Here is a 25,979-nt window from a genome sequence, read left to right on the forward strand (position 1 = left end):
TTGATCGGACCGACTGTGTTGTCGATATATAACACATGGAGCAGGTTCTTCCCGACGTTCGCGACGAAAACGATCAAGACGTCGAAGTCGATAGCTCGCTTACCGCGCTGCACGCCCATCACCTGAAGGTCCTGCGTCTCCAGACTGCGCTTGCGGTTGCGCCGGCCATCGTCGGAGCAATCGTGCTGGAGACAACGGGTTTATTGCCGCGCGGGGTAGGTCTGATTGGAGTGCTCGTGGTGGCGGCGGTGCTGATTGCGCGGGTGCCACTCCGACGGTTCCGTGCGACCGGCTACTCGGTCGAGGGCAATCGCCTGCGGATCGTGCGCGGGCTCTGGGTGCGGAGCGACACCACCGTCCCGTTCGGCCGGGTGCAGCACATCGATGTCAGGCAAGGCCCGCTGGAGCGCCTCTTTGGTCTTGCCACGCTGACGGTCCACACCGCGGGGACCCACAACGCATCGGTCCACCTGCCGGGCCTTGGTTACCACGACGCGACTGCCATGCGCCAGGCGATCCGCTCGCATATCGAGCGCGAGACGCGGTGACCGGCACAGCCGCCGCATCCGCGGCGCCCCGAAGAACCGCTCCGATCGGGATCGTACTGTCGGCGATTTCCGGATTGCGGAATTCGCTCGCCGGCCTCGCGGCGCTCCTGTTCGTCACGCGGGACGAGACGACGATCCTGTGGATCGGCATCGCCGCCATTCTCGCGTTGCTGGCTCTGACCATCGGGACAGCCGCTCTCAAATGGCGGCGCCTGACCTTCACGGTCGGGGACGATGACCTGCGGGTGGATAGCGGGCTGCTGTCACGCGCATCCCGGGCAGTTCCTTACGCCCGCATTCACGACATCAATCTCGAACAAGGACCACTGGCGCGGGTGTTGGGCCTGGTGAAGGTCACGTTCGACACAGGCACCGGCGGCCATGAGGATGTGTCGCTTGCCTACCTCAAGGCCAGTGACGGAGAGGCTCTTCGCAAGGTTGTCCGTGCGCGCAAGGATCCGCGCATGCCGCCTGGTCCCGTTGGCGGGACGGCACCCGCAGCGCCGGCCGAGCAATCCACGGTCCTTTTCACGATGGGCCCGCGCCGGATACTGATCTTCGGCCTGTTTGAATTCTCGCTGGCGGCCATCGCGGTGCTCTTCGGCGTCACGCAACAGTTCGATTTCCTGCTGCCGTTCGACATGTGGGACTGGCGCGGTTGGCAAGAGCGGGTGGCCGAGGAAGGCGCTTGGTTATCGGGATTGGGCCGAACGCTTCAGGTGGTCGCCGCGATGCTCGCCCTCCTGTCGCTCATCATCGTCGGTTTCATGACTGGCCTCACGCGCACGTCGCTGCGGGAGTGGGGTTTTCTACTCGAACACACCGAGCGCGGCCTCCGGCGGCGGCGCGGGCTGCTGACGCGGACCGATGTGGTCATGCCAACACACCGGGTGCAGGCCATGCGGCTCAGCACCGGCGTCCTGCGCCGCCGGTTCGGGTGGCATGCGCTGACATTCCTCAGCTTGGCGCAAGATGCTGGCTCCGAGAGCCACGTCGTGGCCCCATTCGGACGGCTTGAGGAGCTTTGGCGCATCGCCCGGATTGCCGGCTTTAATGAACCTGATGAAGCGACGCGCTGGGAGCGTCAGTCGCCGCTCTATCGGCGCGACGGCATGGTGCTGGCAGCGGCGCTAGCCCCCGCCGGCATGGCGTGGGCGCTCGCGGTGGGCATCCCGCTTCTGAGTGTGGCAGCGGTCGCCCTTAGCACAGCTCTCTTAGGAGAACGCTGGTTAAGCTGGCGGCACAGCGGTTATGCCATGGACCGGAGCCAGATCATGGCGCGACGAGGCTGGCTCGCGCCCCGACTAACGATCGCACCACGTGCAAAGCTGCAATCGTTTGAATTTCGCCAGGGACCGCTGGGGCGCCTGCACGGGTATGGCACCGTTCACCTGGGTGTAGCCGGGGGGACCATGTCTATCGCGGGCGTCTCCAGGGATCGCGTCGACACTCTGCGACGCGCGGTTCTGGAAAGCGCCGGCGAGAGCGATTTCTCTCAGCTCAATCAGGCATAGCCAACACGGGAGCTCTCACGTCCCACGCGTAGCCGCTCACTCGTTCCCGATCGAAGACGCGACGTGTCGTGAATCGCGTTTAGCGCCCGAGGGCGTACGATCATCTGACAATACGAGGGACGCCTTTCTGGCCAAGTGCGCAGGTCAGGTTCTTGTCCCACCCGGCCAGCATCGCCGCCGCATCATACGTCGCGTGCAGGAACTCCAGCAATGCGGCTCGGGGGTCCGGCGCGGAGCGGACTGCTTCGTACGGCAGAATGAACTCGCCCAGATCGTTGTCGAACCGTGCGCCTCCAGGTCTCACCGGCTGGCCCGAAAAGTCGGCGGGCGAGGGATAGGCGTAGGAATAGAAGCATGGTTCGTCGATACCGCCCCCGCCGGGCCAGAAGCCGGCGGAACTGACCTCGTGGCTGTAGGCTTCCTGCGTCACCGTATCGGGCAGGTTGGGGATGCCGCCCGGGTGCAACGGCGCGGCCCGGCCGGAAAAGCGTGTCACGGCCAGATCAAAGCTTCCCCAGAACAAGTGGACCGGGCTGACTTTGCCGAGGAAACCGGTGCGGAATTCGTTGAAGACCGCATCTATCCGCACCAGCGCACGGTGGAACCTGGAGACCGCTTCGGCATCCCACAGCCTCGCGGCGGTGTCATCGGCGAACGGAATGACCTCCGGCAGTTCATTCGGGCAGCCGTGATAGCTGGGCGAGCCGCCAACCGTGCTGATGGCCGTCTTGAACCTTGCATCGAACTCGGCGACCGTCATCGGCTCCAACGCAAATGCGCTGCTTTTTCCGGTTGCACAGGAGGCGATGAGCCGCTGGCGCTGAAGATCGAACTGGACGGTAACGCCCGGACCATCGGGGATCAGTCCGGTCGTCAGTCCGTCAGCATTGACGTAGAGGGTCGCGTGCCAGGAATGATTGACCCACGGCGTGTGAGCGAGCCGATACTTGCCAACGATCTGCGCATAAAGGTGCAAAGCTGCACAGGTGTCCTTCCAGGGTTCGAAGGGAATGGAAGGCCACTCAGCGGAGTCGGTCAATGTGCTGCTCCTCGGCTCGTTCCGGTGAATACGACCACCTTGGCAGCGCCCGCATGAGACGGTGGCCTTCTGGCCGGTACCTTAATGATAGTCCCGGTGCTCGTTCTAACGCGTGCATTCGTGACACACAAAGTCCCGATCAATCCCCGGTCCAGTGCGACAGGAGGGATGCCGCTTGACTTCGTTCTCACAATAGCATGAATTCGGGACAACGGTGTCCGCGGTTACGTGAGAATGCCGGTAAATGGGAGAGATCGATGACCAAATGGACTCTACGTCACTCGTGCGCCTGTGCGGGGCTTTGCATCGCTACATTGGCGCAGCCGGTACTGGCCCAGGTCGGCACTCAGGACAGCGGTGAAACCCGCCCGGCTGCCACTCCCGAGATTTCGCAGTCCACTCCGGCGAACGATCCGATCACCGAAGAGCAGACGGGTCGCGAGATCGTTGTCACCGGCACGCTGATCCGTGGGTCCAGTGAACAGGCGCCGGTGCCGATCGATGTCATCAGCAGCGAAGAGCTTGCCAAGCAAGGTTCGCCGAGCGTGATCGATCTGCTCAAGAACCTGCCCACATCAAACGGCATCATCGGCGACGCCAATCAGTTCGACGCGCGCGCGCAGGGCAACGAGGGCGTGGCTTCGGTCAACCTGCGCGGCCTCGGTCCGCAGCGCACCCTGGTCCTGTTGAACGGCAAGCGCATCGTCCAGTCGGGCGGCAGCGGTATCCCCATCGTCGACGTCAACCTGATCCCGGCCGCGGCGATTGGCCGGATCGAGGTGCTGAAGGACGGCGCTGCCGCTACCTACGGATCCGATGCGATCGGCGGCGTGGTCAACTTCATCACCAAGACCAATCAGGACGGGTTCCTGGTGTCGGGCGATTATCGATATATCAAGGGGTCGAAGGGCGACTATGGCGGCGCCATCAGCTACGGCACGGAAGTCGATGGCCTGCGCCTGTTCCTGTCGGCCGGCTACCAGCGCCGTTCGGAGCTGGAGACCAACGACCGCGATTTCGTGATCCAGCCGTACCCGGTGAATCCGCAAGGCGGTTACACTGGCGGTGGCAATCCCGGCAACTTTGACTTCAATAGCACCGGGGTGCCGTTCATCGATCCGGTCAGCGGTCGAAACTTCGGCAATGCCAACTTCATCCGCGACCTGGGTTGCGAGGATCTGGGCGGCTTCCGCAGCCTGCCCGGCTCATTCACGCCCTCGGCCACTGGCAACGTGCCGACAGACCGCTGCTTTAACCAGTACGGACTGTTCGGCAATCTGGTCGAGCCGGAGGAGCGTTTCCAGATCTTCGCCGATCTGGAATTCGATGTCGGCGAAAGCAGCACGCTGCGCTTCAACGCGCTGTGGGGTCACTCCGAAACCCAGATCACCACTTCGCCGACGTATCTCCCCACGCTGCCGCCATCGGCTTACGCAGCCAACGGCCTGACTGCCGTGCCGGCTGGCACCCTGACGCCTGCCCAGGCCGCTGGTCTCGGCGTGTTCGTGATTCCGACCTATGCCCCCGCCTTGCGCGATTACTGCGCCACTTACGGAGCGGCGGCCGGCTGCTTGACCAGTGCCACGGGCGCGCCGCTCGCACCGGCGATCGCGTTTCCGGTGCTGTTCCGCCCTGCGCTGCTCGGCGGAAATCCTCTGGGCCAGAATGATCGCGGCTCCGCGATCTCGCCCCGCAGGTCGGATCAGGTGATGGTCAGCGCGGAATTCCGCACCCGGCTGAGCGATCGCTTCGACCTGACCACCACTGCCACCTACAGTGAATATGACCGCTTCTTCGGCGGTACCGACACCTTCGGCGACCTCTTGCAGAACGCGCTGGCAGGCTTCGGCGGGCCCAATTGCGCCTATGCGTCCGCTCAGTCGCGGGTCGGTCTGACCGCGGCGCAGCAGGCGGCGCTCGCCGGCACAAACGGGTGTACGTTCTTCAATCCGTTTTCGACCGCGGTGCAGGGGAACCCGGTCACCGGGGACGTCAATCCCAACTACGCCGGCGCTCGCCCGACCAACGGGCTGTCTACGACCCCGGGCGCGGGCCTGATCAATGACGTCGCCACGTTCGACAACTTCTTCCAGAGCACCGGCACGCGCGCGGTGACTCGTCTATTCGTGGCCGATGCGGTTCTGTCGGGGCAGAGCGGCATCTCCCTGCCGGGCGGAGAGATCGGGTTCGCTATCGGCGCGCAGTACCGGAAAAACTGGTACAGCAGCGACTACAACGCGGTCAGCAATCTCGACTTCTTCCCTTGCCCGGGCTCGCCGCTCGATCCTAACGCGGTGTGCGCGCAGCAGACCGGTGCCTTGGGCTTCCTTGGCACCAACCGGCCCGGCCGTTCGACCGGCGACGTAAAGGCGGCTTTTGCCGAACTTCAGTTGCCGATCTTCGACCGGCTGCAGGTGCAGTTGGCCGCCCGGTTTGAGGATTACGGCGGCAATGTTGGATCGACCTTCGATCCGCAGGCGCGCGCCAAGTTCGAGCTGACCGATTGGCTGGCCATTCGCGGCGGCATTGGTACCACGTTTCGTGGACCGCCGGCGCAGCAGCTGGGCGGCAACCTAACCTCGCTGCAGATCATCGGTTCTTCCTTCCGTGCGGTCGACGTGGGCGGCAATCCCAACCTGACTCCGGAATCGGCGACGACCTACAACGCGGGCGTGCTGATCGACACTGATCGGTTCAACGCCAGCGTCGATTACTTCCGTTACGACGTGAATGACCAGATCGAAGGCGAACCGGTGCAGGGTATCCTCAACGCCCTGTTCGGAACGACGGGAGCGGACAACTGCAACAACGCGGCCTACGCCGCGTTGCGCGATCGCTTCACCTTCACCGGACAGGGTTGCGCCATTGCCAACGTGCAGCGGTTGCGGACGCAGATCGTCAACAGTGCCGGCCTGCGGACTTCGGGAATTGATTTCCAGGCGTCCTACAATCTTCCGTTCGGCGGTGACGGGGCCATCAGCGCTGGCGTCGCGGGTACCTACGTCATCGAGTACAAGACCAACGACGTGTTTGTGGAGGGCATCCTGGTGCAGCCCGCCTTCGATGCGGTGGGCCTGCTGAATTACCAGACGACCGCCTATCCCCTGCCGGAGTGGAAGGGCAATGCGTACCTCCAGGGCGACTTCGGCGATCATTCGCTGCGGCTGCAGGTGAACTACATCGACGGTTATACCGACCAGCGCGGCGCTTCGATTTTCGGACCGAACACCGGCGCACTGGCAGGAGCTTCGGTGACCACCGGCAAGGAGATCGGGGCGTTCACGACGGTCGATGCCACTTACAGGGTCGTCCTGCCCACGCGCACGACCATTGCCGTGGCCCTGCAGAACATCCTGGACGAGGAACCGCCGTTCGCTCGCCTCGACCAGAACTACGATCCGTTCACCGCGAGCCCGCTCGGCTTCACTGCCAAGATCTCGGTGTCTCAAGGGTTCTAGGTCATATCCAGTCTGCCTGGGCTCGGCCGATTGGCCAAAGGGGCCAGGTGGTAAAATCCAAGCATACGGAGGGCTCTGCCGGTGGCGGGGCCCTCTGCTTTTGGGGCACCATGGAAACTTGATGGGCGGGTCCGGTTCGGTAAGGCCGGCCACCAGTGAGTGGAATGCGTAGCCCCGTCCTCTGTTGGCAAAGCACGTATTGCGACAGATGGGCTTTACCTCTGATGCGAATTCTCAGAGGATGCCGCCAACGACATAAATCTGCGATGCCGGGACAGGGTCCAATTCACGATCGGCATCGACGGAACTGCTTGGGAAGATAGATGGCCGAAACGACCATGAACGCGCCGGCGAATGCGGTTCCCGCGTCTGAGGGCTTCGGCTCGGCAAGCTATCGCGCGTACGTGCTCAGTGCATTGCTGATCGTCTATATCTTCAACTTCATCGATCGCACGATCGTCAACATCCTGACTGAACCGATCAAGCTCACCTTCGGTCTGGAAGACTGGCAGATGGGGTTGCTCGGCGGTCCGGCTTTCGCGGTGTTATACACCTTCATCGGTATTCCGATCGCGCGCGGCGCGGAGCGGTATAACCGCGTGATCATCATCGCGCTCGCGACCGCCGTCTGGAGCCTGTTCACCGCGCTGTGCGGCTTTGCCATTTCGTTCATGATGCTGTTCCTCTTCAGGGTCGGGGTCAGCATCGGCGAAGCAGGATGCACGCCGCCCGCTCAATCGCTGATCGCGGATTACTTCAAGCCGTCCAGCCGCGCGACCGCCGTGTCGGTCTATGCCCTGGGTGTGCCGCTGGGGGGCATGTTGGCATCCATCTTCGGCGGTCAGTTGGCAGGCCTGGAAGGCGCGCAGTTTGGCGCCTGGATCAATTCGGTTGGCCTGGGATTTCTGTTCGGCGACCTCGACTGGTCGCAGGTGGAAGGCTGGCGCATCGCATTCGTGGTGGTCGGCCTGCCGGGGCTGCTGATATCGCTGATCGTGTGGCGCACCATCAAGGAGCCGCCCCGCGGCTATACTGATCCGGCCGCGCTGCAGGGGCTGGAAAAAAGCAGCTTCAAGGACGCCCTGGCCGTTCTCAGCAAGAAGCCGGCTTACCGACATGTGGTGTTCGGCGCGACGCTCGCATCGTTCGTGGGGTATGGCGTCGGGCAGTTCACCACGTCGTTCCTGCTCCGCACGCACGGCTTGTCGATCCAGGAAGCATCTCTGCTCTACGGCATCGTTCTGGGCATCATGGCTGCGATTGGCGTGTTCGCGTCAGGCTGGCTGGCTGACAAAATGGCCAAACGGCATCCCAATTCGCTGTCGTGGCTACCGGCAGTCGGCATGGCTGCCTCGGTCCCGCTCTATGCTTTCGGCTTCCTGATGGAGAACCTGTGGCTGGCGGTCCCGGCGTTGATGATCGCCGCCATGATTCACTATTTCTACCTCGGGCCGATGTATGCGGTATCGGGCGGGGTGGTTGACAGCCGAATGCGCGCTACCTCGGTCGCGATCACGTTGTTCGTGGTGAATTTGCTCGGCTATGGTCTGGGACCACCGTTGATCGGCGTGTTGTCCACTTTCCTGAAGACGGTGTTTCTCGATGGCGCGGGCCTTGGCCTGACCCTGGAGGCGTGCAAGCCGCTACTTTCGATGTCGGCTGACGCCAAGGCACTGCTCGGCGGGGCGGAGTTGCAAGCGGCCAATGCCTGCGCGAGCGCCGAGGCGCGCGGTTTGCAGTGGTCGATCGTCATCTTCTGTGCCGGTTATGGCTGGGCTGCGCTGCATTATCTCCTCGCGGGTCGCACATTGCAGCGCGACATGGTTGCCTATTCCGCGAGCTGACGTCCTCTAGCGGCACGGCTTTCGGGCGCGAGTTCTCGCCCAGGAGCTTGAGGTTGGGCGAGCGTGGCCGAGGCTGTCCGCTGGTCCTCGTGACGGGGCTAATTCAGTTCGTGGCTAGCCGCTCGTTATTGGTGCAACTTCGATCGCGATGATCTCGATCGCGTCATCGGTGTCCCCGAGTGGCAGAAGGTCCCCCACCTCGGCCCCCAGGATCGCTTGCGCCAACGGTGCCTTGAACGAAATCGTCCCCGACGCCGGGTCGGCTTCATCGTCGCCCACGATCCCGAAGTGTTTTGACCTTCCGTGGATCAGCAGGTGCGCGGTGACGCCGAATTCGACTTTATCACCGCTGGCTGGAGGCTGCACTTCAGCGGTGATTTGCCGCGCCTGCCAATAGCGCAGGTCGCGCTTGATCGCGGCAATCTTTGCGTCCTCGGTGGCGAGCGCGAGCTCTTGCTGAAGACGCCTGACGGTCTCCCCGATCAGCTCAAGGCCGCGCGCCGTAACCCAGTTTGGACCGGCCGGGACGGGCAGCTCAAACTTGGGCTCCAGGCGCTCTTCGTCGCTATCCCGGCGGAATGCGACGCTCATGGGACACCGCTTTCCTCGGGTATCCAGGGCGCTGAGCGGACCATGACCGTCTGAAAGAGGGGCGAGGCGATGTGCTCCTCCAACCAAGCGTGCAGATGGTGAAGCGGCTGGCCCAAGAACCACTCGCGGTCGACCGCCGCGAACTGCCGGACGAAGGGCATGATGGCTGCATCCGCAAGGCCGGGCTCCGGTCCGCACAGCTGCCCTGCGGGGGCGAGCCGAGCGTCCAGTTCAAACAGAATATCCATCGCGCAATCACGATGGGGGAGCGGATCGGAATCGTAGCGGTCGGGATATTTGTAGCGATCCAGCGCATGCTTGAATGGGCCGTCGATGCGCGCAATCAGCGCGGCATCGTCGCGTGCAAGCCAACCGGCGGGATCATGTCGCGCCAGCGCCCAGTGCATGATCGACAGGCTCTCGTCGATGACGGTGCCGTCTTCGAGCACGAGCACCGGAACTGTCCCCTTGGGTGATGCAGCCAACATGGCGTCCGGCTTGTGAGCAAGCTTCACTTCGCGCAGTGTGTAGGGCATCTCGCTGATAGCGAGAGCGAGCCGTGCCCGGATGGCGTAGGGACACCGGCGAAAGCTGTAGAGGATCGGCTCAGCCATCGCGGCCTTCTTCCGGTTTCCGCAAGACAGCGCCGACGTGAGCCCGACCCTGACGGGCCGCCTGCTGTTCCTGCCGATGCCGCTCCCGATAGGACGCCCTCTGCTGCTCGTCCCGTTCCTCATGGCACGCCGGGCAACTCGCCCCCGCCTCGTACAAGGGGGAAGCCAGGTCTTCAGGAGCGACCGGCCGGCGACAGGCGAAGCACAAGCTGTGCGTGCCCGGCGCAAGTCCGTGTCCCACCGCCACCCGCTGATCGAACACGAAACATTCGCCGTGCCAGCGACTTTCCGTTGCCGGGACATGCTCCAGGTAGGCGAGGACGCCGCCCTTGAGATGGAAGACCTCGTCGACCCCCTCTCGCTTGAGGAATGCTGACGCCTTTTCGCAGCGGATTCCCCCGGTGCAGAACATGGCCACCCGGGGCTGCTTCCCGGAACCGAGCAGGCGATCCCGTTCATTGCGGAACCACTCGGGGAATTCGCGGAAGGAAGAAGTGCCAGGATCGACAGCGCCGGCAAAGGAGCCAACCGCAACTTCGTAAGCATTGCGCGTATCGATGACGATCGTATCGGGATCGTCAATCAGGGCGTTCCAGTCGCCAGGCGCCACATAGGTTCCGGCGCCCCGCACCGGATCGATTCCGGGCTGTCCCATCGTGACGATTTCTGCCTTTAGGCGGACCTTCAGGCGGTGGAACGGCATGATCGCGGCGGCGGAAAATTTGACCTCCATTTCCGCGAAGCCGGGCCAGCTGCGGATGCGGTCCAGCACGCGGTCGATGCCTTCCACGGGTCCGGCGATCGTGCCGTTGATTCCCTCGGAAGCCAGGAGCAGCGTACCCTTGACCCCTTTCGCGCGGCACAGCGTTTCCAGCTCATTCCGCAGCGCGCTGGACGCGTCGAGCCGGGCAAAGCAGTAGAGGGCGGCAACGCGGATCGTGGGGAAGGGCTGTTTCGTATGCACGGCAGTCGGCCCGCTCAACGCTGCTTCTTGGATGGGCTGGCGTTGAAATCCGGATCCTTCTTGGCCACCCAGTCCACAAATTTGCGCATGTTGGGGGCGGCGAGGATCGCGTCGACATCAAGGGCGTGGCGCTGCAGCTCCGAATTGGTGAAGTTGGCGGTCAGCGTCTGCTGGCAAATGGGATGCATGGGCACGACGTCGCGACCGCCCCGGCTCTTGGGCACGGGATGGTGCCAGACGATCGCCTTGCCCAGCGGGCGCCCGCACAGCCAGCACGGTGCGACCGAGGGTACCTGGTCATCCTCCTGTGCGTGGTCCTCATAAGGGCCATGTTTGGGATGCTTGCGGGCCATATGGGTCGTTCACCGGTCTTCTTCTGGGGGTTCAACACGAACCGAGTTCGGAGCAGTGCGGGTCCCTTATGTGCCTGCGGCCCGAAAGTCTGCTTCTAAGGTGGCGTCTCTTACACAAGGCGACATGTCCAAAACACGTCGCGCGTGGTCCCAGGCCAGTTGGTCACGATAGCAGGGCGGGCAAACCCTGATAAGCGATGGCCACGATTGCGACCGCCTGCCCCATCCCGGCGATACCAGACACCCAGGTGTCGAACGCGTCGGCGCCCGTTCGCGGTTGTCTGAGCAGGTTGATCAGGAGGAACCCAGTCGCTCCGCCACAGGCAATCGTCAGCAAACCGACCAGCCATCGCGCTATTTCGGTCCCGGGAAAAATGCTGGCGATGATATACGCGCCGAAGAACTGCGCCGCCCACAAGAGCGGACCACTCAGCATTCTCACCCACGCTCTCACGCCGCACCAAGCGGGACGATGCGCATCAGGATGGCAGTCGCGGCGCCCTGTGCCGCGGTGTATCCGAGAAAGAGACACACGACGTCGAAAGTCGTATTTGCGGGCCGGCTCACCAGGTTGCGGCTCGTGCGTGCCGCGAGGTAACCGGCCATGAGCAGACCGACCGCGATCAGGAACCCCTGGAGGGCCAGGAACGCATGTGAGAACGCACCTTGCGAGGTGAGTTCGGGGTCAAACCCCTGCGCCTGCCAGGTGAACCAGTCGACCGCGAACGCGCCCGTCAGGAACACGGCAGCGAACAGGACGGCGGCGGTGGGGCTCCACAAGGTCGATTTTTCGCGCGGCAGCAACCAGCGCGCAAGGATCAGCAGCAATCCGCCCGCAGCGTACAACGCCGCGATCGGGACTGCCCACCAGCGTTCGGTCGGCGGGGCCCAGAAGCTGGGATGTACGCCGTACACGAACAGGTAGCCGAACACCGCCATGAGGAAGACCATTGCTGCGACCACCAATACGCAGATGATGGCCCACCAGCCGTGGCTGCTGGGTCCGGTGCGATACGTCGGCAGCATGATACCGGCACCGACATCGACTTCCTTGGTTTCGACCGGCCGATCGGTGTCCCAAAGCCAGCGCAGGATCGAGAACGTCGCCAACGGAAGGCAGATGATCGACGGCACGTAGGCTTGGACGGTGAGCAGCAGGAAGAAGCCGGCCGTGAACGCGGCCGCGGCGAGCGGCCAGACCGATGGGCCCATCATGATCTGGAGGTACTGCGGCTCGGCCCGCACGGGGCTCGTGATCAGCGTTTCCCGCAAGCCCGTAACGGAATTGGGTAGGAAGTATCGCCCCTGTTCGACATCGGCGGCGAGGTCGGGATCGTCCCACAACGGCGTGCGGCTTTTCACCACCGGGATGCTGCGGCTGGAGTAAAGACCCGTCGGCAACCATTCCAACGTGCCCCCGCCGTACACGTTGCCCACGTCATCCTCGACCGTGAAGCGAAAGTTGCGCGCCAGATCCACCAGGAAGACAGCCACGCCCGCACCCAGGACGAATGCCCCTGCCGTGGAGATGAGGTTGGTCCATTCCCACTCCATGCCCGGCAGATAGGTGTAGACGCGGCGCGGCATCCCCATAAGTCCGGTCAGGTGCATCGGCAGGAAAGTGATCTGCATTCCGGCGAACATCAGCCAGAACACCCACTTGCCCAGCCGCTCCGACAACGCGCGCCGGCTGGTCATCCCGAACCAGTAATAGAATGCCGCGAAGACCGGGAACACCGCCCCGCCGATCAGCACGTAATGCAGGTGCGCGACGATGAAGTGCGTGTCGTGCGCCTGCCAGTCGAAGGGCACCATCGCCACCATCACGCCGGTCAGCCCGCCCATGACGAACGTCACGATCCCGCCCACCAGGAACAGGGTCGGCGTGTTGTGGACGGCCCGGCCGATCGCGAGCGTCGCGATCCAGCTGAATACCTGAATACCGGCCGGCAGGCTGACGGCCATGCTAGCCGCCGAAAAGAAGCCCACGGACAGGCTCGGCATGCCGGTCGCGAACATATGGTGCGCCCAGACGCCAAAGCTGATGAAGCCCGTGGCCAGCAAGGCGAGCACGATGAGCTGGTATCCCACCAGTTCGGTCTTCGCGAGATTGGCGACCATCATCGAAACCAGCCCCGCCGCGGGCAGGAAGATGATGTACACTTCCGGATGCCCGAAGAACCAGAACAGGTGCTGCCACAGCATCGGATCACCGCCGCGCGCGGCGTCGAAGAAGGGCCAGTTGAGCGCCCGTTCCATTTCCAGCAGCAAGGTGGCCAGGATCACCGCTGGGAAGGCGATCAGGATCATGCCCGCGAACACCAGCATCGCCCAGGCGAACAGCGGCATGCGCGCCAATGTCATCCCCGGCGCCCGGGTCTTGAGCACCCCCACAAGAATCTCGATCGCACCCGCGATCGCCGAGATTTCGATGAAGCCGATGCCCAGCAACCAGAAATCGGCATTGATGCCGGGCGAGTACGTCATGCTGGTGAGCGGGGGGTACATGAACCAGCCGCCATTCGGCGCCAGTCCGACGAAGATTGAGGCAAAGAAGCACAGCCCGCCAATCAGGTATGCCCAGAAAGCGTATGCCGAGAGGCGCGGAAACGGCAGGTCCCGTGCGGCCAGCATTTGCGGCAGCAGCATGACTCCGATCGCTTCCATGATGGGAACGGCGAACAGGAACATCATCACCGTGCCGTGCATGGTAAAGAACTGGTTGTAGGTTTCCTGTGGCAGGATCCCCAGCATCGGCAGCGCGAGCTGTGCGCGCATGACCAGCGCAAGAACGCCCGCCAGCAGAAAAAACAGGAACGCGGCGGCCACATACCACACGCCGACGTAGTTGTTGTTGACGATCGTCAGCCGTGCCCAACCGGTGGGCGCGGCCCAGACCTTTTCCAGCTCCTCCAGCTCGCCTGCGGGACGCGGCTCCGTGGTTGGGAAGCGATCGTACAGCGCCGGGTCGAAGCCGGTCTCGGACTTCACTTCTGCGCTTCCAGGTACTGGGCCAGCTCGGTCAGCTGATCGCTCGACAGCATCGTGTAGGGAGGCATGCGATTGTTAGGCTTGATCGCCTGGCTGTTGCCGATCCAGCCCATCAAGGTGCCGCGGTGGTTTTGCAGGATACCAGCCCCCACCGATCCGCGCGCGCCCATGTAGGTGAGGTCCGGTCCCGCCAGACCGTTCGCCGCGGTTCCGGCGATCCGGTGGCACGCGGCACAACCTGCGTCCTGAAACAGCCTGGCCCCCGGTATTGTCGCGGTTTGTGGCGCGGTCTCGCGCATCCTGCGCGCCTGCATCATCTGCGCGAACCGTTCGGGCGGGTGCGCGATCACGGTGAAGCCCATGAGGGCGTGTGGACCTCCGCAGAATTCAGCACATTGTCCGCCGAACGTGCCGGGAGCGTCCGCTTGAATGCGCATCAGGTTGCGCCGGCCGGGGATCATGTCGAGCTTGCCCGACAGTCGCGGCACCCAGAAGCTGTGGATCACGTCGCCGGATTCCAGTTCCAGCACCACCGGTTCCCCGGCGGGGATGTGAAGCTCGTTGGCATCGTGAATGACGGCGTTGCCGCCTTCGTCGAGATAGGCGACCCGCCACCACCACATCTCGCCGGTGATGCGTACGCGCATCTCATCCCCCCTGATGTCGTCCGACAGATGGCTCGTCAGCGACAGCCCATAGACCAGCAATGCCGTCAGGACGACCAGTGGGAAGGCAATCCCGCCGACCCAGATGACCGGCTTGCCTCCCAGCTTTTCCTGGAGGGAGCGGCGACCGAACAACGCCACGTAGAGCGCGGCCAGCACCACGAGCAGGACGACAGCGCCCATGGCGAACAGGATCCAGCTGAGCAGCGTGACCGATCCTGCATACGGACCGGCAGGGTCGAGAACCGGAGGAGGCCAGCCTTCGAACATTCAGCGTTGCCCCTTTTCGTAAAGATACGCGGCCACGTCGCGCGCTTCGTCGGCGCTGACGGGCATCGCCGGCATGCCTGATCCTGGTACAAGCGCAGGCGCGTTCTGGATATATGCTGCCAGGAGATCGGGCCGATTGGGGAGCTTTCCCGCGATCAACGCCCGGTTGGCAAGGCCGCCCAATGCGGGTCCGACCGTTCCCTTGGGCCAGTCGACGCCGGGGATCACGTGGCAACTGCCGCAGCCCACGCGCTCTATGACCTGCAAGCCTGCTTGCGCATCGGCGCCTGGCATGGCCTGGCGATCATCTGGCGGGGGTTTGCAACTCACAATCGTTAACGACAGCAGTGCCAGCCGGAACCCCCTGTTGGGCCGGCTGGTTGAGCGGTTGAAATGCTGCGACGCTCGCTGACCCTTTGCCTGACGACCGCGTCGCTGACTGGCTGCACAGCTGCGGATACTACTTCGCTCGATCGATTTGCCGCGACTGGCGAGTTGGTGGCGTTGAGCGGGGCCGGCGCGGGCGCTGCCAATGCGTGCGTCACCTGTCACGGCCTCCAGGGGCAGGGCGACGGGGCGGGCGCTCCCCGACTGGCCGGGCTCGATGCCGGATATCTTGAACGACAACTGGGCGCGTACGCGGAAGGGCAGCGGTACCATCCGCAGATGGCCTGGATCGCCGGGCGGTTGAGCGAGCGCGAACGCGTCTCGGTCTCCTTCCATTACGCGAACCTTCCGTTCGATGTGCCCGCGACTGGCGCCGCTGGCGCTGAACGCGCCGAAGGCGCTGCGCTTTACCACCGCGGCGATCCAGCGCGCGGGCTGCCATCGTGCGCCAGCTGCCATGGATCCGGCGGAGCGGGGATCGGTCCTGCCAACCCGCCACTTGCCGGCCAAAGCGAGGCTTACCTGGGCGAGCAGATGGACCAGTGGCGCACAGGCCGGCGACGCACTGATCCCGGCGGGGTGATGCTGCGGATCAGCCAGCTTCTGACTCCGGCCGAGGCCCGGGCGGTGACGGCGTATGCCGCGCGCCTTGACGGTCGTCCTGCCAATCCGGAATCTCCGGCAGCATCCCGCGCAGCACATCGTGCCGATCCCAGAAGTGATGCTTCAGGGCCGCCCCTACATGTGCCGGAATCAGCAAGAGCAGCAGAATGACCGAGGCGGTGTGAACGTCTTCCGCAAGGTCGAGGATCACGAATGCGATCCGCGGCTCAAGCGCCGCGAACGGGAGTTGCGGCCACGGCACGACGCCGGCGAGATACAGCGGACCGGGCGGGGCGATCGCGGACCACATCATCCAGCCAGACAGCGGCAAGGTGAAAAACGTCAGATAGAACAGCATCGCCGTCACATGCGCGATCCGGGTCTGTACGCCTTGCGTGTCGGCATCGTTGTAGGGATCAGTGATCAGTGTGCGCCATCCGATCCTGCCGATAGCAAGCAACAAGACCGCTAAGCCTGCAGCGCTGTGCACCTGATATGCCGCGATCTTGTCGCCGCCGGGCATCATCCAGTCTGTCCAGAAGCCCCAACCGATCTGGAACAGCACCAGTGCAGCCATGATCCAGTGAAACGCGATACCGACGGGTGAGTATCGCCCGCGCCGGGTGTAGCTGTTACCCCAGGCGCGCAAGCGATCGATCACGCGGCGATCTCGCGATCTTCGCGCGCCATCCAGCGTCCCGCCACCCACAGCGCGGCCGCAAGATACAGAGCGGCCGAGGGGGCCCACATGATCAGCCCGGCCAATTGCTGATCCTGCAACGGCGTGTACCCCCAAGACGCGGTGGTGAAATAGTGCGGCGCGAAAAGTGGTGCGCGTGCAAAGGTGATGAGCGCGCCGAGCAGGCCCATCTGCACCGTGCTGACCAGCAACGCCGCGACCGCCGACAGCCCGCCCGCGCGGCGCACCGCACTCCAGAACCCGACAGCCGTACCCAGCAGGGTCAACTGCATCGCCCAGTATGTCGCGTCACTCGACAACGCCGCTTCATACATCGGGGGCGCGTGCCACGCCCAGAAGGTGAGGGCGTGAACGCCAGTCCAGAACGACAGGCTGCCGCGCCAGCGCTGGATGCGCACTGGCAAAGCGTACACGAGTAGAGGCGCAATGACTGCGGTCAGGACCACATGGTGCGTCACGCGAGCAGAGAATAGCGCGGAACTCAGCGCGCAGAACGGCGAGACAAACAGTATCACGGAGAGCGCAATAGCGGTTCCAGCGTGGGCACGCCGGTCGCTCCATCGCCAGGTGACGAATGCCGCAAGTGACAAGCCTGCAAGCAGGATCGGATCGAAATTCCAGCGCGCCAGCAACTCGGCCGGCACCGGCGCGGCGCCGCAGTAAGGCGCCCACGCCGGCGCCGCTGAGGCGTTCACAGGTTCGCTGGCGCCGGACGCGCTGCCGATGGACTGGAAGGGGTGACCCGCCACAACGTGTTGGACAGGTCGTCGGCCACGATCAATGCCCCGCGCGGATCGACGGTCACCCCGACCGGACGCCCGAAGGTTTTCCCATCCGCCTGGAAACCTGTCACTACGTCGACTGGCTTTCCGGCTGGCCGTCCTCCGCGAAAGGGAACGAATACGACCTTGTATCCAACCTGGACCTCGCGGTTCCAGCTACCGTGCATCCCGACGAAAGCACCTTCGGCAAATGGCCCGCCCATTGCTGCGGTCGAGAATGCAAGGCCCAAGGGCGCGGTGTGTGACCCCAGACTGTAGTCGGGCCGCACCGTCTTGCTGACCATCTCTTCCTTGAAAGGCTGCACGCGCCGGTCTGGGTTGTTGCCCCAGTAAGCGTAAGGCCAGCCGTAAAATGCGCCTTGCCGCACCGACGTAAGATAGTCGGGCACCAGATTTGCGCCCAGCTCGTCACGCTCGTTCACGACGGCCCACAATTCGCCGATCCCTGGCTGCACCGCCAGCGCGGTGGGGTTCCTGAGGCCGGTCGCAAACCGGCGCGAGGCGCCGGTCTCGACGTCCACTTCCCACACCATGGCGCGTTCTTCTTCAACCGCCATGCCTCGCTCGCCGATGTTGCTGTTCGATCCGATGCCGACATACAGGAAGCGGCCATCGGCGCTGGCGGCCAGCGCCTTGGTCCAGTGGTGGTTGATTTCGGCCGGCAGCTTGGTGAGCAGGACCGGCGCCCGGTCCGCGCGTGTCTGGCCGGGTTGGTAATCGAAATAGACCAGGGCGTCTTGGTTGGCGACGAACAACCGGTTGCCGATCAGCGCGAGGCCATATGGGGCATTGAGCTTTTCGGCAAAGACAGTCCGCCCCTCATACACGCCGTCGCCGTCTGCATCGCGCAACAACGTGAGCCGGTCGCCGCCTTTGACCGAACTGGTGCCCTTCTTCTTGATGAAGCCGGCGATCATATCCTTCGGCCGCATGACGGGTGCGTCGCCGCCGCCTTTCCCTTCGGCCACCAGGATGTCGCCATTCGGAAGGACCAGCGACTGGCGCGGGATCTTGAGGTCGGTGGCGATTGCAGCGATCTGATATCCTGAAGGCACCACCGGCCTTCGATCGCCCCACCCGGCGGGATCGGCGATGGTCATGCTGGGGAGCAGGCCACGGTTTGCTTCGGGCAGGGTAGGGGTCGCGCCGTACTGGTCGACCTCCTCCTCGCGTCCGCATCCGGACATCAGGGCGAGCGCGGCTGCCGCCAGAAGGATCTTACCGGTCATCGTGCAACCTCCCTGTTCCGCGCGCTGAAGCCAAGCCAAACTGCCGCGCAGGCCAGCAGGAATACCAGAACGGACAGGATCAACCCGGCTGGCATCGTAGCCCAGGCATCCTTCGCGTGGACAAGTGCGTTGATGAACCCAAGGACGAACACACCAACTACCACCGCGACAAAGATCCACGACCGGCGTCCGGACGAGGCAGGCAGGAGAGCCGAAACGAGCGACCAGGCGATCGCAAGACCGACGATCACCAGCGCGCCTGCATTCAGCCAGGAGGCGAAGTTGCTCCATTGGATGTTGAAGGTGTTCGAATAGGCCCAGTCGCTCAGCAATGTCCCCAGAAACAGGGGCAGGCTCGTCGCAAACAGGACCGCAGGTCCCCGCCGGGGCACCCCGTGGCTCAATCGCGTCGTCATGGCAGATCCCCTGTTGTTGGCCCGGACTAAATGTTCGCGTAAGCCTGAGATTGCGCGCATTGGCCTGATAGCGAAGAACGACTGGCGAAAGTCTTCAACGCGCGCGAGCTTGTATGACTAATGCACAAACATCAGTTTTGTTCTCAAACACTGGAGGCCGGCCCGTGGGAGAAGATTAGGGACGGATGATCTGGCGCGATCCAATCCTCGATGGCAGGGATGAATTAGACCCTGGCCGGACCGGTCTTCGTCCCGCTATCGTCAACCGCCTTCTTGCGCTCCGAATATTTCTTGAGCGCGTATCCGCCGGCTGCTGCCGCGATCATTCCCGGGATGCCAAAACGGCGGGCAAGCGCGACGGATGCGATCCCGACCAGCGCCCCGCCGGATTCGTTGGCACCGCGCGTGTGTTTAGCGGCCTTCGCGCCAAGGACGCCGCCAATGATCTTGCCCAACATCAAGTAATCTCCTTTTTCAGAAAGACGCAGACCCGACATGGTTGTTCCGCGCCTGGGGTCGTTGTCGGTGGCTCGCCAAGCCGCTACACCGTCAGCTTCGCGAGTGTCTGGCGGTCGATCTTGCCGGACAGCCCTGGCACCTCATTCAGCTGTCGCAGGCTATCGAAGTGCCCGCGTTCATCGCGATAGCGGACGATCTCAAAGCCGTGCCCCTTCAAGCCGTCGAGACTGTCCAGTTCCTCGCAACTGGCGTGATTGACGTTGAGCATTGTTGCTATTCCTCCGCATCCTCATCCGCATCTTCCACCAGGTCCTCCAGCGACTCGTCGTCGTCCTCCGGGCTCACATACTCGAGGGGGTTGAGGCCGAGTTCGGCGGCGACCTCCAGCTGGGTAGCGACGACGATCACTTCGCTGCCGTCCTCCAGCTCGATCACGGTGGTGCCTTCTTCCTCCCCGGGTGTCAGCTGGACGACTTCGTCGGAATCGATATCGACGTCATCGGCATCGGGTGTTTCAAAGCTTGCTGTCGGCATGGTGACCTCCTGTGATCAAATCTCTGCAACGCAATTCCGGATGTGCGGGGAGGTTCCGCGGTTGTGCCAAGCCGCAGAATCCGGGCCCGCGAGGGCGTTTGCCTCAGGTCGGGAGCGACCGCTCTCATCGCATCTTGCGATGCGTCCCCAAGCGCATAGATGGTATGCAAGACCTCTCGGCTGCCCCGCAGTCGCCAACGGCAAGGATTGATCATGCGCGAATATCTGCAGTTCTACATCGGCGGACAGTGGGTCGATCCGGTCACCCCCAAGACACTCGACGTGATCAACCCGGCGACCGAGGAGGTATGCGGCCATATCTCGATGGGTTCTGCGGAAGATGTCGATCGCGCGGTAAAGGCCGCCCGCACGGCGTTCGAGACATGGTCGTGCACCTCGCGCGAAGAACGCATCGAGGTGATGGAGCGGATCGTCGCCGAATATAAGAAGCGATACGACGATATGGCAAAGGCGATCACCGAAGAAATGGGTGCGCCATCCTGGCTGGCCCAGCGCGCGCAGGCGGCGATGGGCGTCGGCCATCTGCAGACCGCTATCGAAATCCTGAAGACCTACAAGTTCGAAGAAGATCGCGGCGCTACCCGGCTGGCCAAGGAGCCGATCGGCGTGTGCGGCTTCATCACGCCGTGGAACTGGCCGGTCAACCAGATCGCAACCAAGGTCGCGCCGGCGCTGGCGACGGGCTGCACGATGGTACTGAAACCATCCGAAGTGGCGCCTTACAGCGGCTACATCTGGACCGAGATCCTCGATGCGGCAGGCGTTCCCGCAGGGGTGTTCAACATGGTCAACGGCGATGGGCCCACGGTCGGCGCGGCGATCAGTTCGCATCCCGGGGTCGACATGGTGTCGTTCACCGGTTCCACCCGCGCCGGCATCGAAGTCGCAAAGAACGCTGCGGCGACCGTCAAGCGGGTTCATCAGGAATTGGGCGGCAAGAGCCCGAACATCATTCTTGAGAATGCAGACTATCAGAAGGCGGTGGGCGGCGGCATCGCATCGGTGATGGTCAACTCCGGCCAGTCGTGCAACGCACCCACCCGTATGCTCGTCCCGCACGGCAGGATGGACGAGGCGATCGCGATCGCGAAAGCTACCGTCGAGGCGCATGATGTCGGCGATCCCAATGGCAATGCGAAGATGGGGCCGGTCGTCTCCGAGGTGCAGTTCAACAAGATCCAGAGCCTGATCCAAAAAGGGATCGAAGAGGGAGCGACTCTGGTTGCTGGTGGGCCCGGCCGTCCGGAGAGCCTGGACAAGGGGTATTACGTCAAGCCGACGGTATTCGCCAACGTGACCAACGATATGACCATCGCGCGCGAGGAAATCTTCGGGCCAGTCGTATCGATCGTGGGCTACGAGACCGTGGAGGAAGCCATTCAGGTCGGCAACGATACCGAGTACGGGCTGGCTGCGTACGTGTCCGGCAACGACCCGGACGAAGTGCGGCGGGTGGCGTCCAAGTTGCGGGCGGGTCAGGTGAGCCTGAACGGTGCATCACCAGGCATGATGGACCCCTTTGGCGGCTACAAGATGAGCGGTAACGGACGCGAATGGGGTGATCACGCGTTTGCGGAGTTCCTCGAGACCAAGGCGATCATCGGCTACACGCCCACATAACCGCTTCCAGCCGGGGGCGCGGGTCCTCGCAAGGCGGAACGGAGTAGCCCGCGCGAGTTTGCCCGCGCGGGCTGCGGCGTTGACGGGGCGGGCGCGTTGTTGCCAAGGCCATCGGCGGACCCGCCCGATCAAGGATACGCTACATGAAAACCCGCGCCGCCGTCGCTTTCGAGGCCAAGCAGCCGCTCGAGATAGTTGAACTCGACCTCGAAGGGCCGAAGGCGGGTGAGGTGCTGGTAGAGATTATGGCGACCGGCATCTGCCACACCGACGCCTACACCCTCGACGGCCTCGACAGCGAAGGGCTGTTCCCGAGCGTGCTGGGGCATGAAGGCTCCGGGATCGTGCGAGAAGTGGGCGCGGGCGTGACCAGCGTGAAGCCCGGCGATCACGTGATTCCGCTCTACACGCCAGAATGCGGCCAGTGCAAAAGCTGCCTCAGTGGCAAGACCAACCTGTGCACGGCGATCCGCGCCACCCAGGGCAAGGGGGTGATGCCCGACGGGACCAGCCGGTTCAGCTACAAGGGCAAGACGATCTACCACTACATGGGCTGTTCGACCTTTTCGAACTTCACCGTGCTGCCGGAGATCGCGGTCGCTAAAATCCGTCAGGACGCGCCGTTTCAGTCCAGTTGCTACATCGGCTGCGGAGTGACGACCGGCGTGGGCGCGGTGCTCAATACGGCAAAGGTTGAACCGGGTGACAACGTTGCCGTGTTTGGGCTGGGCGGCATCGGACTCAACGTGATCCAGGGCGCGAAGCTGGCCGGGGCAGGCAGGATCGTCGGCATCGACATCAACCCGGATCGCGAGGAATGGGGCCGCCGGTTCGGAATGACCGACTTCCTGAACACTGCCGGCATGAGCCGGGATGAGACCATCGCGCAGGTTGCCGCACTGACCGACGGCGGGGCAGACTACAGCTTCGACTGCACCGGCAACACCGAGGTCATGCGCACCGCGCTCGAATGCTGCCACCGCGGCTGGGGCACCAGCATCATCATCGGCGTGGCGGAAGCGGGGAAGGAAATTGCCACCCGGCCGTTCCAGTTGGTCACCGGGCGCAACTGGCGCGGCACGGCTTTCGGCGGTGCCAAGGGCCGCACCGACGTGCCTAAGATCGTCGACATGTACATGGACGGCCAGATCGCCATCGACCCGATGATCACCCACGTGCTGACCCTGGATGAGATCAACAAGGGCTTCGACCTGATGCATGCCGGGGAAAGCATCCGCAGCGTGGTGGTGTACTGATGGAGCAGGTGAGCGCCGTTCGCAGCCACGGCGGCACCCAGGGCGTTTACACCCACCATTCACGGGTTACCGGCACACCCATGACATTCGCTGTATTCGTGCCGGATCACGCGCCGGGTGAGCGCCTGCCGGTGCTGTGGTACCTGTCGGGGCTTACCTGCACCCATGCCAATGTGATGGAGAAAGGCGAATACCGCGCGGCATGTGCGGAACACAAAGTCATCTTCATCGCGCCCGACACTTCGCCGCGTGGCGCGGACGTGCCGGATGTTGATGAGTACGACTTCGGGCAGGGGGCGGGATTTTATGTCGACGCGACACAGGCGCCGTGGTCGGCCAATTTCCGGATGCGCAGCTATATCGAAGACGAGCTGACAGACCTGATTGCGCGAGAGTTTCCTACCGCCGACATGGCGCGCCAGGGAATCACCGGACATTCGATGGGCGGGCACGGAGCGCTGACAATCGCGTTGCGCAATCCGGGACGATTTCGCTCGGTCAGTGCGTTTTCGCCGATCGCCAGCCCGCTTCACTGTCCTTGGGGCGAAAAGGCGCTGTCCGGCTACCTCAGCCCTGACAGGGACAGGTGGCGGGAATACGATGCCTGTGCCTTGATCGAGGACGGAGGGCGCTTGCCCAGGCTGCTCGTGGACCAAGGCACGGCCGATCCCTTTCTGGCAGAGCAGCTCAGGATCGATCTGCTGGGAAAGGCGTGCGATGCGACCGGGCTACCCGCGACCATTCGCTCGCAAGAGGGTTACGATCACTCGTACTACTTCATTTCGACCTTCATGGCCGAGCATGTGAGCTGGCACGCGGCTAGCCTCAACGGGGCGCTCTAGATACCATCGCCGTGAATTTCGGCTGGCGCTCGAGCGGCTCAGGGAGTCAGCCGGCGATGGGCCGCGCGCTTTGATAGACCCCGGCGAACCGATCGATGGCCGACTGGAGCGACGGCATCGTGCGTCCGCGGTGGCTGGTAAGAGGACAAAAGCCGGGCCGTTCTGCAATCCACGCGGCTTGCGCAGCCGGAATGGCGGTGATCAGATCCTCGGCGGAGCCCGTCGCCGCAGCCAGGCGCCGCGCGAACTGATACCAGCTGATGCGTTCGTCGTTGGTGAGGTGCCAGATCCCATCTTTACCATCTATCAGCAGGTCGATCGTCTCGCGGCACAAGTCGGGAACGTAGGTCGGGGATATCACGCAATCGTCGACCGCCATGAAGCGCTCCCCCCGGCGAAGCGTGTCGATGCAATGCACGGCGAAGTTGTGGCGGTCGTGCGGCGAGAAGAACGCCGCCGTGCGTACAATCAAGGCGCCATCGACCTTGGCCAAGGCGCTTTCCAGCGCCGCCTTGCTGGCTCCGTACACGTTGCGCGGCGCCGTTGCGGCGTCTTCTGAGTAGGGGGCACTTGCAGTCCCGTCGAACACCAGGTCGCTGGAGAAGCTGACGCTTGCGATGCCTTCCTTCGCACAGGCTTCCGCCAGCGCGATCGCTCCGGTGGCGTTGGCGGCATGGCACGCCTCGCTCTCGGCTTCCGCGTCATCGACCCGCACCCACCCCGCCGCGTTGATGACCGCCCACGGCTGATGGCGCTCGATCGCGGAGGCGATGGAGCCGGCGTCGAGCAGATCGAGCTCAGCGCGCGCGGTAATCACCGCAGGCAGGTCGCGGTGATGACACTCGCTCGTGAATGCCCGACCGAGCGTGCCGGTGGCCCCGGCGATCAAGATCGGCCGGTTGGCGGCTTCGCTTGTCCTACGGTGAACCGCCATCGGGGCAGGAGCGGCCGCGCGGGGGAAGGCGAGCCGGATGTCACGCCGCCACCATCCGTTACCGGCGCAATTCGCTGGCAAAGCCCCGCGCGCGCGAACGACATTCGCCAAAGCGGTCTCGCGCGGATGGCCGGAACTGACGTCGAAGGCGCCCGGCTCGTACCGGCCTTGCTTCGTAAGGAGCGTGTCCCAGCCCTGGCTGCCGAACAGCGCCCAGGCGGTCACCGCACGCACATCGACGCCGCGGGCGCGGGCCGCGCGCGCAGCCGCCCATGCTTCGGCCAGCCACCTGATCTGTTCCTCCCGCGTGCAACCGTTATGCACCTCGGTAAGTGCAAGAGGGCGGCCATAGCGGCTCCACGCCTCGTCGATCGCACCCCGCAACCCCTGCGGGCCGGGGTCGAGCGCGCGAACTGCTTCGACGTCGGCGAACCGGGTCCGGTCGCTCCCGCCAACGGTTTCCGGAGGATAATTATCGGTCCGATGATCAAGCAGGCGGTCACTGGTCAAATAGTGGTTGATGCCGATCACGTCGGGCGGAGAAGGATCGGCGTGGATGGCTTCGAGCCGGGCCTGCAGGCCGTACCCGCACAGGCGCGGCCACAGCGGGTGGTGCGCATCGACCATCCCGCACAGCAGGTCCCAGCTCATCCAGCGCCGCTGGTTGTCGAACGCCGCCTGGTTTCGCACAGCGAGGGTCGCGTACGTTCGGCCAAGATCTTCGGTCTGGATCAGACGGGCCGCCGGATTGACCCTTCGGATGGCGCGCATAGCCAGGCGGGTGGCATCGATTTGATTGAGCAAAGCCTTCCAGAACGATCGTTCGTCGGTCAGGTGGGGGTACCAGAAGCCGTATAGGGCTGAAAAGCGCGCGGTGGTGAGCGGCTCATTCACCGGCGTCCAGTCGTCGATCCAGGGGTATCGCTCCACCGTCCGGGCAGCATGATCCGCAAGGCCGGCCGCAAAGGCGGGGTCGAGCAGTGACGTATGCCGTGGGCCGCTGCCATGATGGATAAGCCCGGCGATAATGCCGATGCCGGAGGCGCGGAGCGTGCTTACACCCCGGTCGGTCCAGGTCCAGTCAGGAGGTCGATCCGGCGCAGGAGACACTCGCTCCCACAGGATCGGGAAGCGGACGGCGGACAAGCCCAGCGTGGCCATTAAACCGAAGTCACCATCGCGCGAACCATGCTTGGTCGCGCACAACTGGTCGCCGAAGGCATCGTTGACCCGGTTAACCGTGCACTCGGCGCCGCCCCAGGCTTCGATAATTTCCGTCAGGTTCTCGCTCCGATCGCGTTCCTGAATAACAAATATCAAGTATCTGATTTCACTGGCATAACCA

At 63.8% G+C, this 25,979-nt stretch carries 24 protein-coding genes; 7 read left to right on the top strand and 17 right to left on the bottom strand.

Annotated features, from left to right (window positions below):
• The first annotated feature begins 35 nt into the window (after positions 1-35).
• Positions 36-548: a PH domain-containing protein gene (locus C0V74_RS00130; protein ID WP_143250140.1), complete on the top strand. Its 513-nt coding sequence runs from the start codon at positions 36-38 to the stop codon at positions 546-548.
• Positions 545-2,062: a PH domain-containing protein gene (locus C0V74_RS00135; RefSeq protein WP_143250141.1), complete on the top strand. Its 1,518-nt coding sequence runs from the start codon at positions 545-547 to the stop codon at positions 2,060-2,062. The genes C0V74_RS00130 and C0V74_RS00135 overlap by 4 nt, the downstream gene beginning before the upstream one ends.
• Before the next feature lie 100 nt (positions 2,063-2,162).
• Here C0V74_RS00135 and C0V74_RS00140 read toward each other — a convergent pair whose 3' ends face one another.
• Entirely contained in the window at positions 2,163-3,101 is a 939-nt protein-coding gene (locus tag C0V74_RS00140) for a DUF5996 family protein (protein ID WP_143250142.1), read from the bottom strand.
• 257 nt (positions 3,102-3,358) lie between these two features.
• On the opposite strand from C0V74_RS00140, the gene C0V74_RS00145 reads away from it, so the two are divergent.
• Positions 3,359-6,559, top strand: a complete 3,201-nt coding sequence (locus tag C0V74_RS00145) for a TonB-dependent receptor (RefSeq protein WP_168194114.1) — start codon at positions 3,359-3,361, stop codon at positions 6,557-6,559.
• A 323-nt stretch (positions 6,560-6,882) separates the two neighbouring features.
• Positions 6,883-8,403: an MFS transporter gene (locus C0V74_RS00150; protein WP_143250144.1), complete on the top strand. Its 1,521-nt coding sequence runs from the start codon at positions 6,883-6,885 to the stop codon at positions 8,401-8,403.
• A gap of 114 nt (positions 8,404-8,517) precedes the next feature.
• Here C0V74_RS00150 and C0V74_RS00155 read toward each other — a convergent pair whose 3' ends face one another.
• From C0V74_RS00155 to C0V74_RS00230, 15 genes are all read right to left on the bottom strand, one after another.
• Positions 8,518-8,994 (bottom strand): GreA/GreB family elongation factor, encoded by a 477-nt coding sequence (locus tag C0V74_RS00155; protein ID WP_143250145.1) that lies wholly within the window; start codon positions 8,992-8,994, stop codon positions 8,518-8,520.
• A complete protein-coding gene (locus tag C0V74_RS00160; protein ID WP_143250146.1) occupies positions 8,991-9,608 on the bottom strand; it encodes a glutathione S-transferase in 618 nt (205 codons plus the stop codon). Before C0V74_RS00160 ends, C0V74_RS00155 begins: the two co-directional genes overlap by 4 nt.
• Positions 9,601-10,572 carry a rhodanese-related sulfurtransferase gene (locus C0V74_RS00165; protein WP_210413420.1) on the bottom strand — a complete coding sequence of 324 codons (972 nt, stop codon included), beginning with the start codon at positions 10,570-10,572 and terminating at the stop codon, positions 9,601-9,603. The genes C0V74_RS00160 and C0V74_RS00165 overlap by 8 nt, the downstream gene beginning before the upstream one ends.
• A gap of 14 nt (positions 10,573-10,586) precedes the next feature.
• Positions 10,587-10,925 carry a hypothetical protein gene (locus C0V74_RS00170; RefSeq protein WP_143250148.1) on the bottom strand — a complete coding sequence of 113 codons (339 nt, stop codon included), beginning with the start codon at positions 10,923-10,925 and terminating at the stop codon, positions 10,587-10,589.
• Between the two features lie 163 nt (positions 10,926-11,088).
• Positions 11,089-11,361 carry a hypothetical protein gene (locus C0V74_RS00175; RefSeq protein ID WP_143250149.1) on the bottom strand — a complete coding sequence of 91 codons (273 nt, stop codon included), beginning with the start codon at positions 11,359-11,361 and terminating at the stop codon, positions 11,089-11,091.
• A gap of 14 nt (positions 11,362-11,375) precedes the next feature.
• Positions 11,376-13,916: a cbb3-type cytochrome c oxidase subunit I gene (locus C0V74_RS00180; protein ID WP_143250150.1), complete on the bottom strand. Its 2,541-nt coding sequence runs from the start codon at positions 13,914-13,916 to the stop codon at positions 11,376-11,378.
• Entirely contained in the window at positions 13,913-14,851 is a 939-nt protein-coding gene (gene coxB / locus C0V74_RS00185) for a cytochrome c oxidase subunit II (protein WP_143250151.1), read from the bottom strand. Before coxB ends, C0V74_RS00180 begins: the two co-directional genes overlap by 4 nt.
• The gene (locus tag C0V74_RS13060) at positions 14,852-15,697 is read right to left on the bottom strand and encodes a hypothetical protein (RefSeq protein ID WP_246844895.1); all 846 of its coding nucleotides are present in this window, start codon (positions 15,695-15,697) and stop codon (positions 14,852-14,854) included.
• A 133-nt stretch (positions 15,698-15,830) separates the two neighbouring features.
• The gene (locus tag C0V74_RS13065) at positions 15,831-16,550 is read right to left on the bottom strand and encodes a cytochrome b/b6 domain-containing protein (protein WP_282595923.1); all 720 of its coding nucleotides are present in this window, start codon (positions 16,548-16,550) and stop codon (positions 15,831-15,833) included.
• Positions 16,499-17,290, bottom strand: a complete 792-nt coding sequence (locus tag C0V74_RS00205; RefSeq protein WP_246844897.1) for a cytochrome c oxidase assembly protein — start codon at positions 17,288-17,290, stop codon at positions 16,499-16,501. Before C0V74_RS00205 ends, C0V74_RS13065 begins: the two co-directional genes overlap by 52 nt.
• Positions 17,233-18,552 (bottom strand): sorbosone dehydrogenase family protein, encoded by a 1,320-nt coding sequence (locus tag C0V74_RS00210; protein ID WP_143250153.1) that lies wholly within the window; start codon positions 18,550-18,552, stop codon positions 17,233-17,235. The genes C0V74_RS00205 and C0V74_RS00210 overlap by 58 nt, the downstream gene beginning before the upstream one ends.
• Positions 18,549-18,968, bottom strand: a complete 420-nt coding sequence (locus C0V74_RS00215) for a DUF2231 domain-containing protein (protein ID WP_143250154.1) — start codon at positions 18,966-18,968, stop codon at positions 18,549-18,551. The genes C0V74_RS00210 and C0V74_RS00215 overlap by 4 nt, the downstream gene beginning before the upstream one ends.
• A gap of 224 nt (positions 18,969-19,192) precedes the next feature.
• Positions 19,193-19,465 (bottom strand): hypothetical protein, encoded by a 273-nt coding sequence (locus tag C0V74_RS00220; RefSeq protein ID WP_246844898.1) that lies wholly within the window; start codon positions 19,463-19,465, stop codon positions 19,193-19,195.
• Positions 19,466-19,509: 44 nt separating this feature from the next.
• Complete coding sequence (locus C0V74_RS00225; protein ID WP_131623749.1) at positions 19,510-19,695, bottom strand: helix-hairpin-helix domain-containing protein; 186 nt, start codon at positions 19,693-19,695, stop codon at positions 19,510-19,512.
• Between the two features lie 5 nt (positions 19,696-19,700).
• Positions 19,701-19,961 (bottom strand): hypothetical protein, encoded by a 261-nt coding sequence (locus C0V74_RS00230; RefSeq protein ID WP_131623748.1) that lies wholly within the window; start codon positions 19,959-19,961, stop codon positions 19,701-19,703.
• Positions 19,962-20,174: 213 nt separating this feature from the next.
• Between C0V74_RS00230 and C0V74_RS00235 the strand changes: the two genes are divergently transcribed.
• From C0V74_RS00235 to fghA, 3 genes are all read left to right on the top strand, one after another.
• A complete protein-coding gene (locus C0V74_RS00235; protein ID WP_143250155.1) occupies positions 20,175-21,602 on the top strand; it encodes an aldehyde dehydrogenase family protein in 1,428 nt (475 codons plus the stop codon).
• A gap of 143 nt (positions 21,603-21,745) precedes the next feature.
• Entirely contained in the window at positions 21,746-22,858 is a 1,113-nt protein-coding gene (locus C0V74_RS00240) for an S-(hydroxymethyl)glutathione dehydrogenase/class III alcohol dehydrogenase (RefSeq protein ID WP_143250156.1), read from the top strand.
• Positions 22,858-23,700 (top strand): S-formylglutathione hydrolase, encoded by an 843-nt coding sequence (gene fghA / locus C0V74_RS00245; RefSeq protein WP_143250157.1) that lies wholly within the window; start codon positions 22,858-22,860, stop codon positions 23,698-23,700. Before C0V74_RS00240 ends, fghA begins: the two co-directional genes overlap by 1 nt.
• A gap of 46 nt (positions 23,701-23,746) precedes the next feature.
• On the opposite strand, the gene C0V74_RS00250 is transcribed toward fghA, so the two are convergent.
• The gene (locus tag C0V74_RS00250) at positions 23,747-25,954 is read right to left on the bottom strand and encodes a family 1 glycosylhydrolase (protein WP_246844899.1); all 2,208 of its coding nucleotides are present in this window, start codon (positions 25,952-25,954) and stop codon (positions 23,747-23,749) included.
• Positions 25,955-25,979 lie beyond the last annotated feature (25 nt).

Source organism: Altererythrobacter sp. TH136, assembly GCF_007065885.1.
In the GTDB taxonomy this organism is placed as follows: Bacteria; Pseudomonadota; Alphaproteobacteria; order Sphingomonadales; family Sphingomonadaceae; genus Tsuneonella.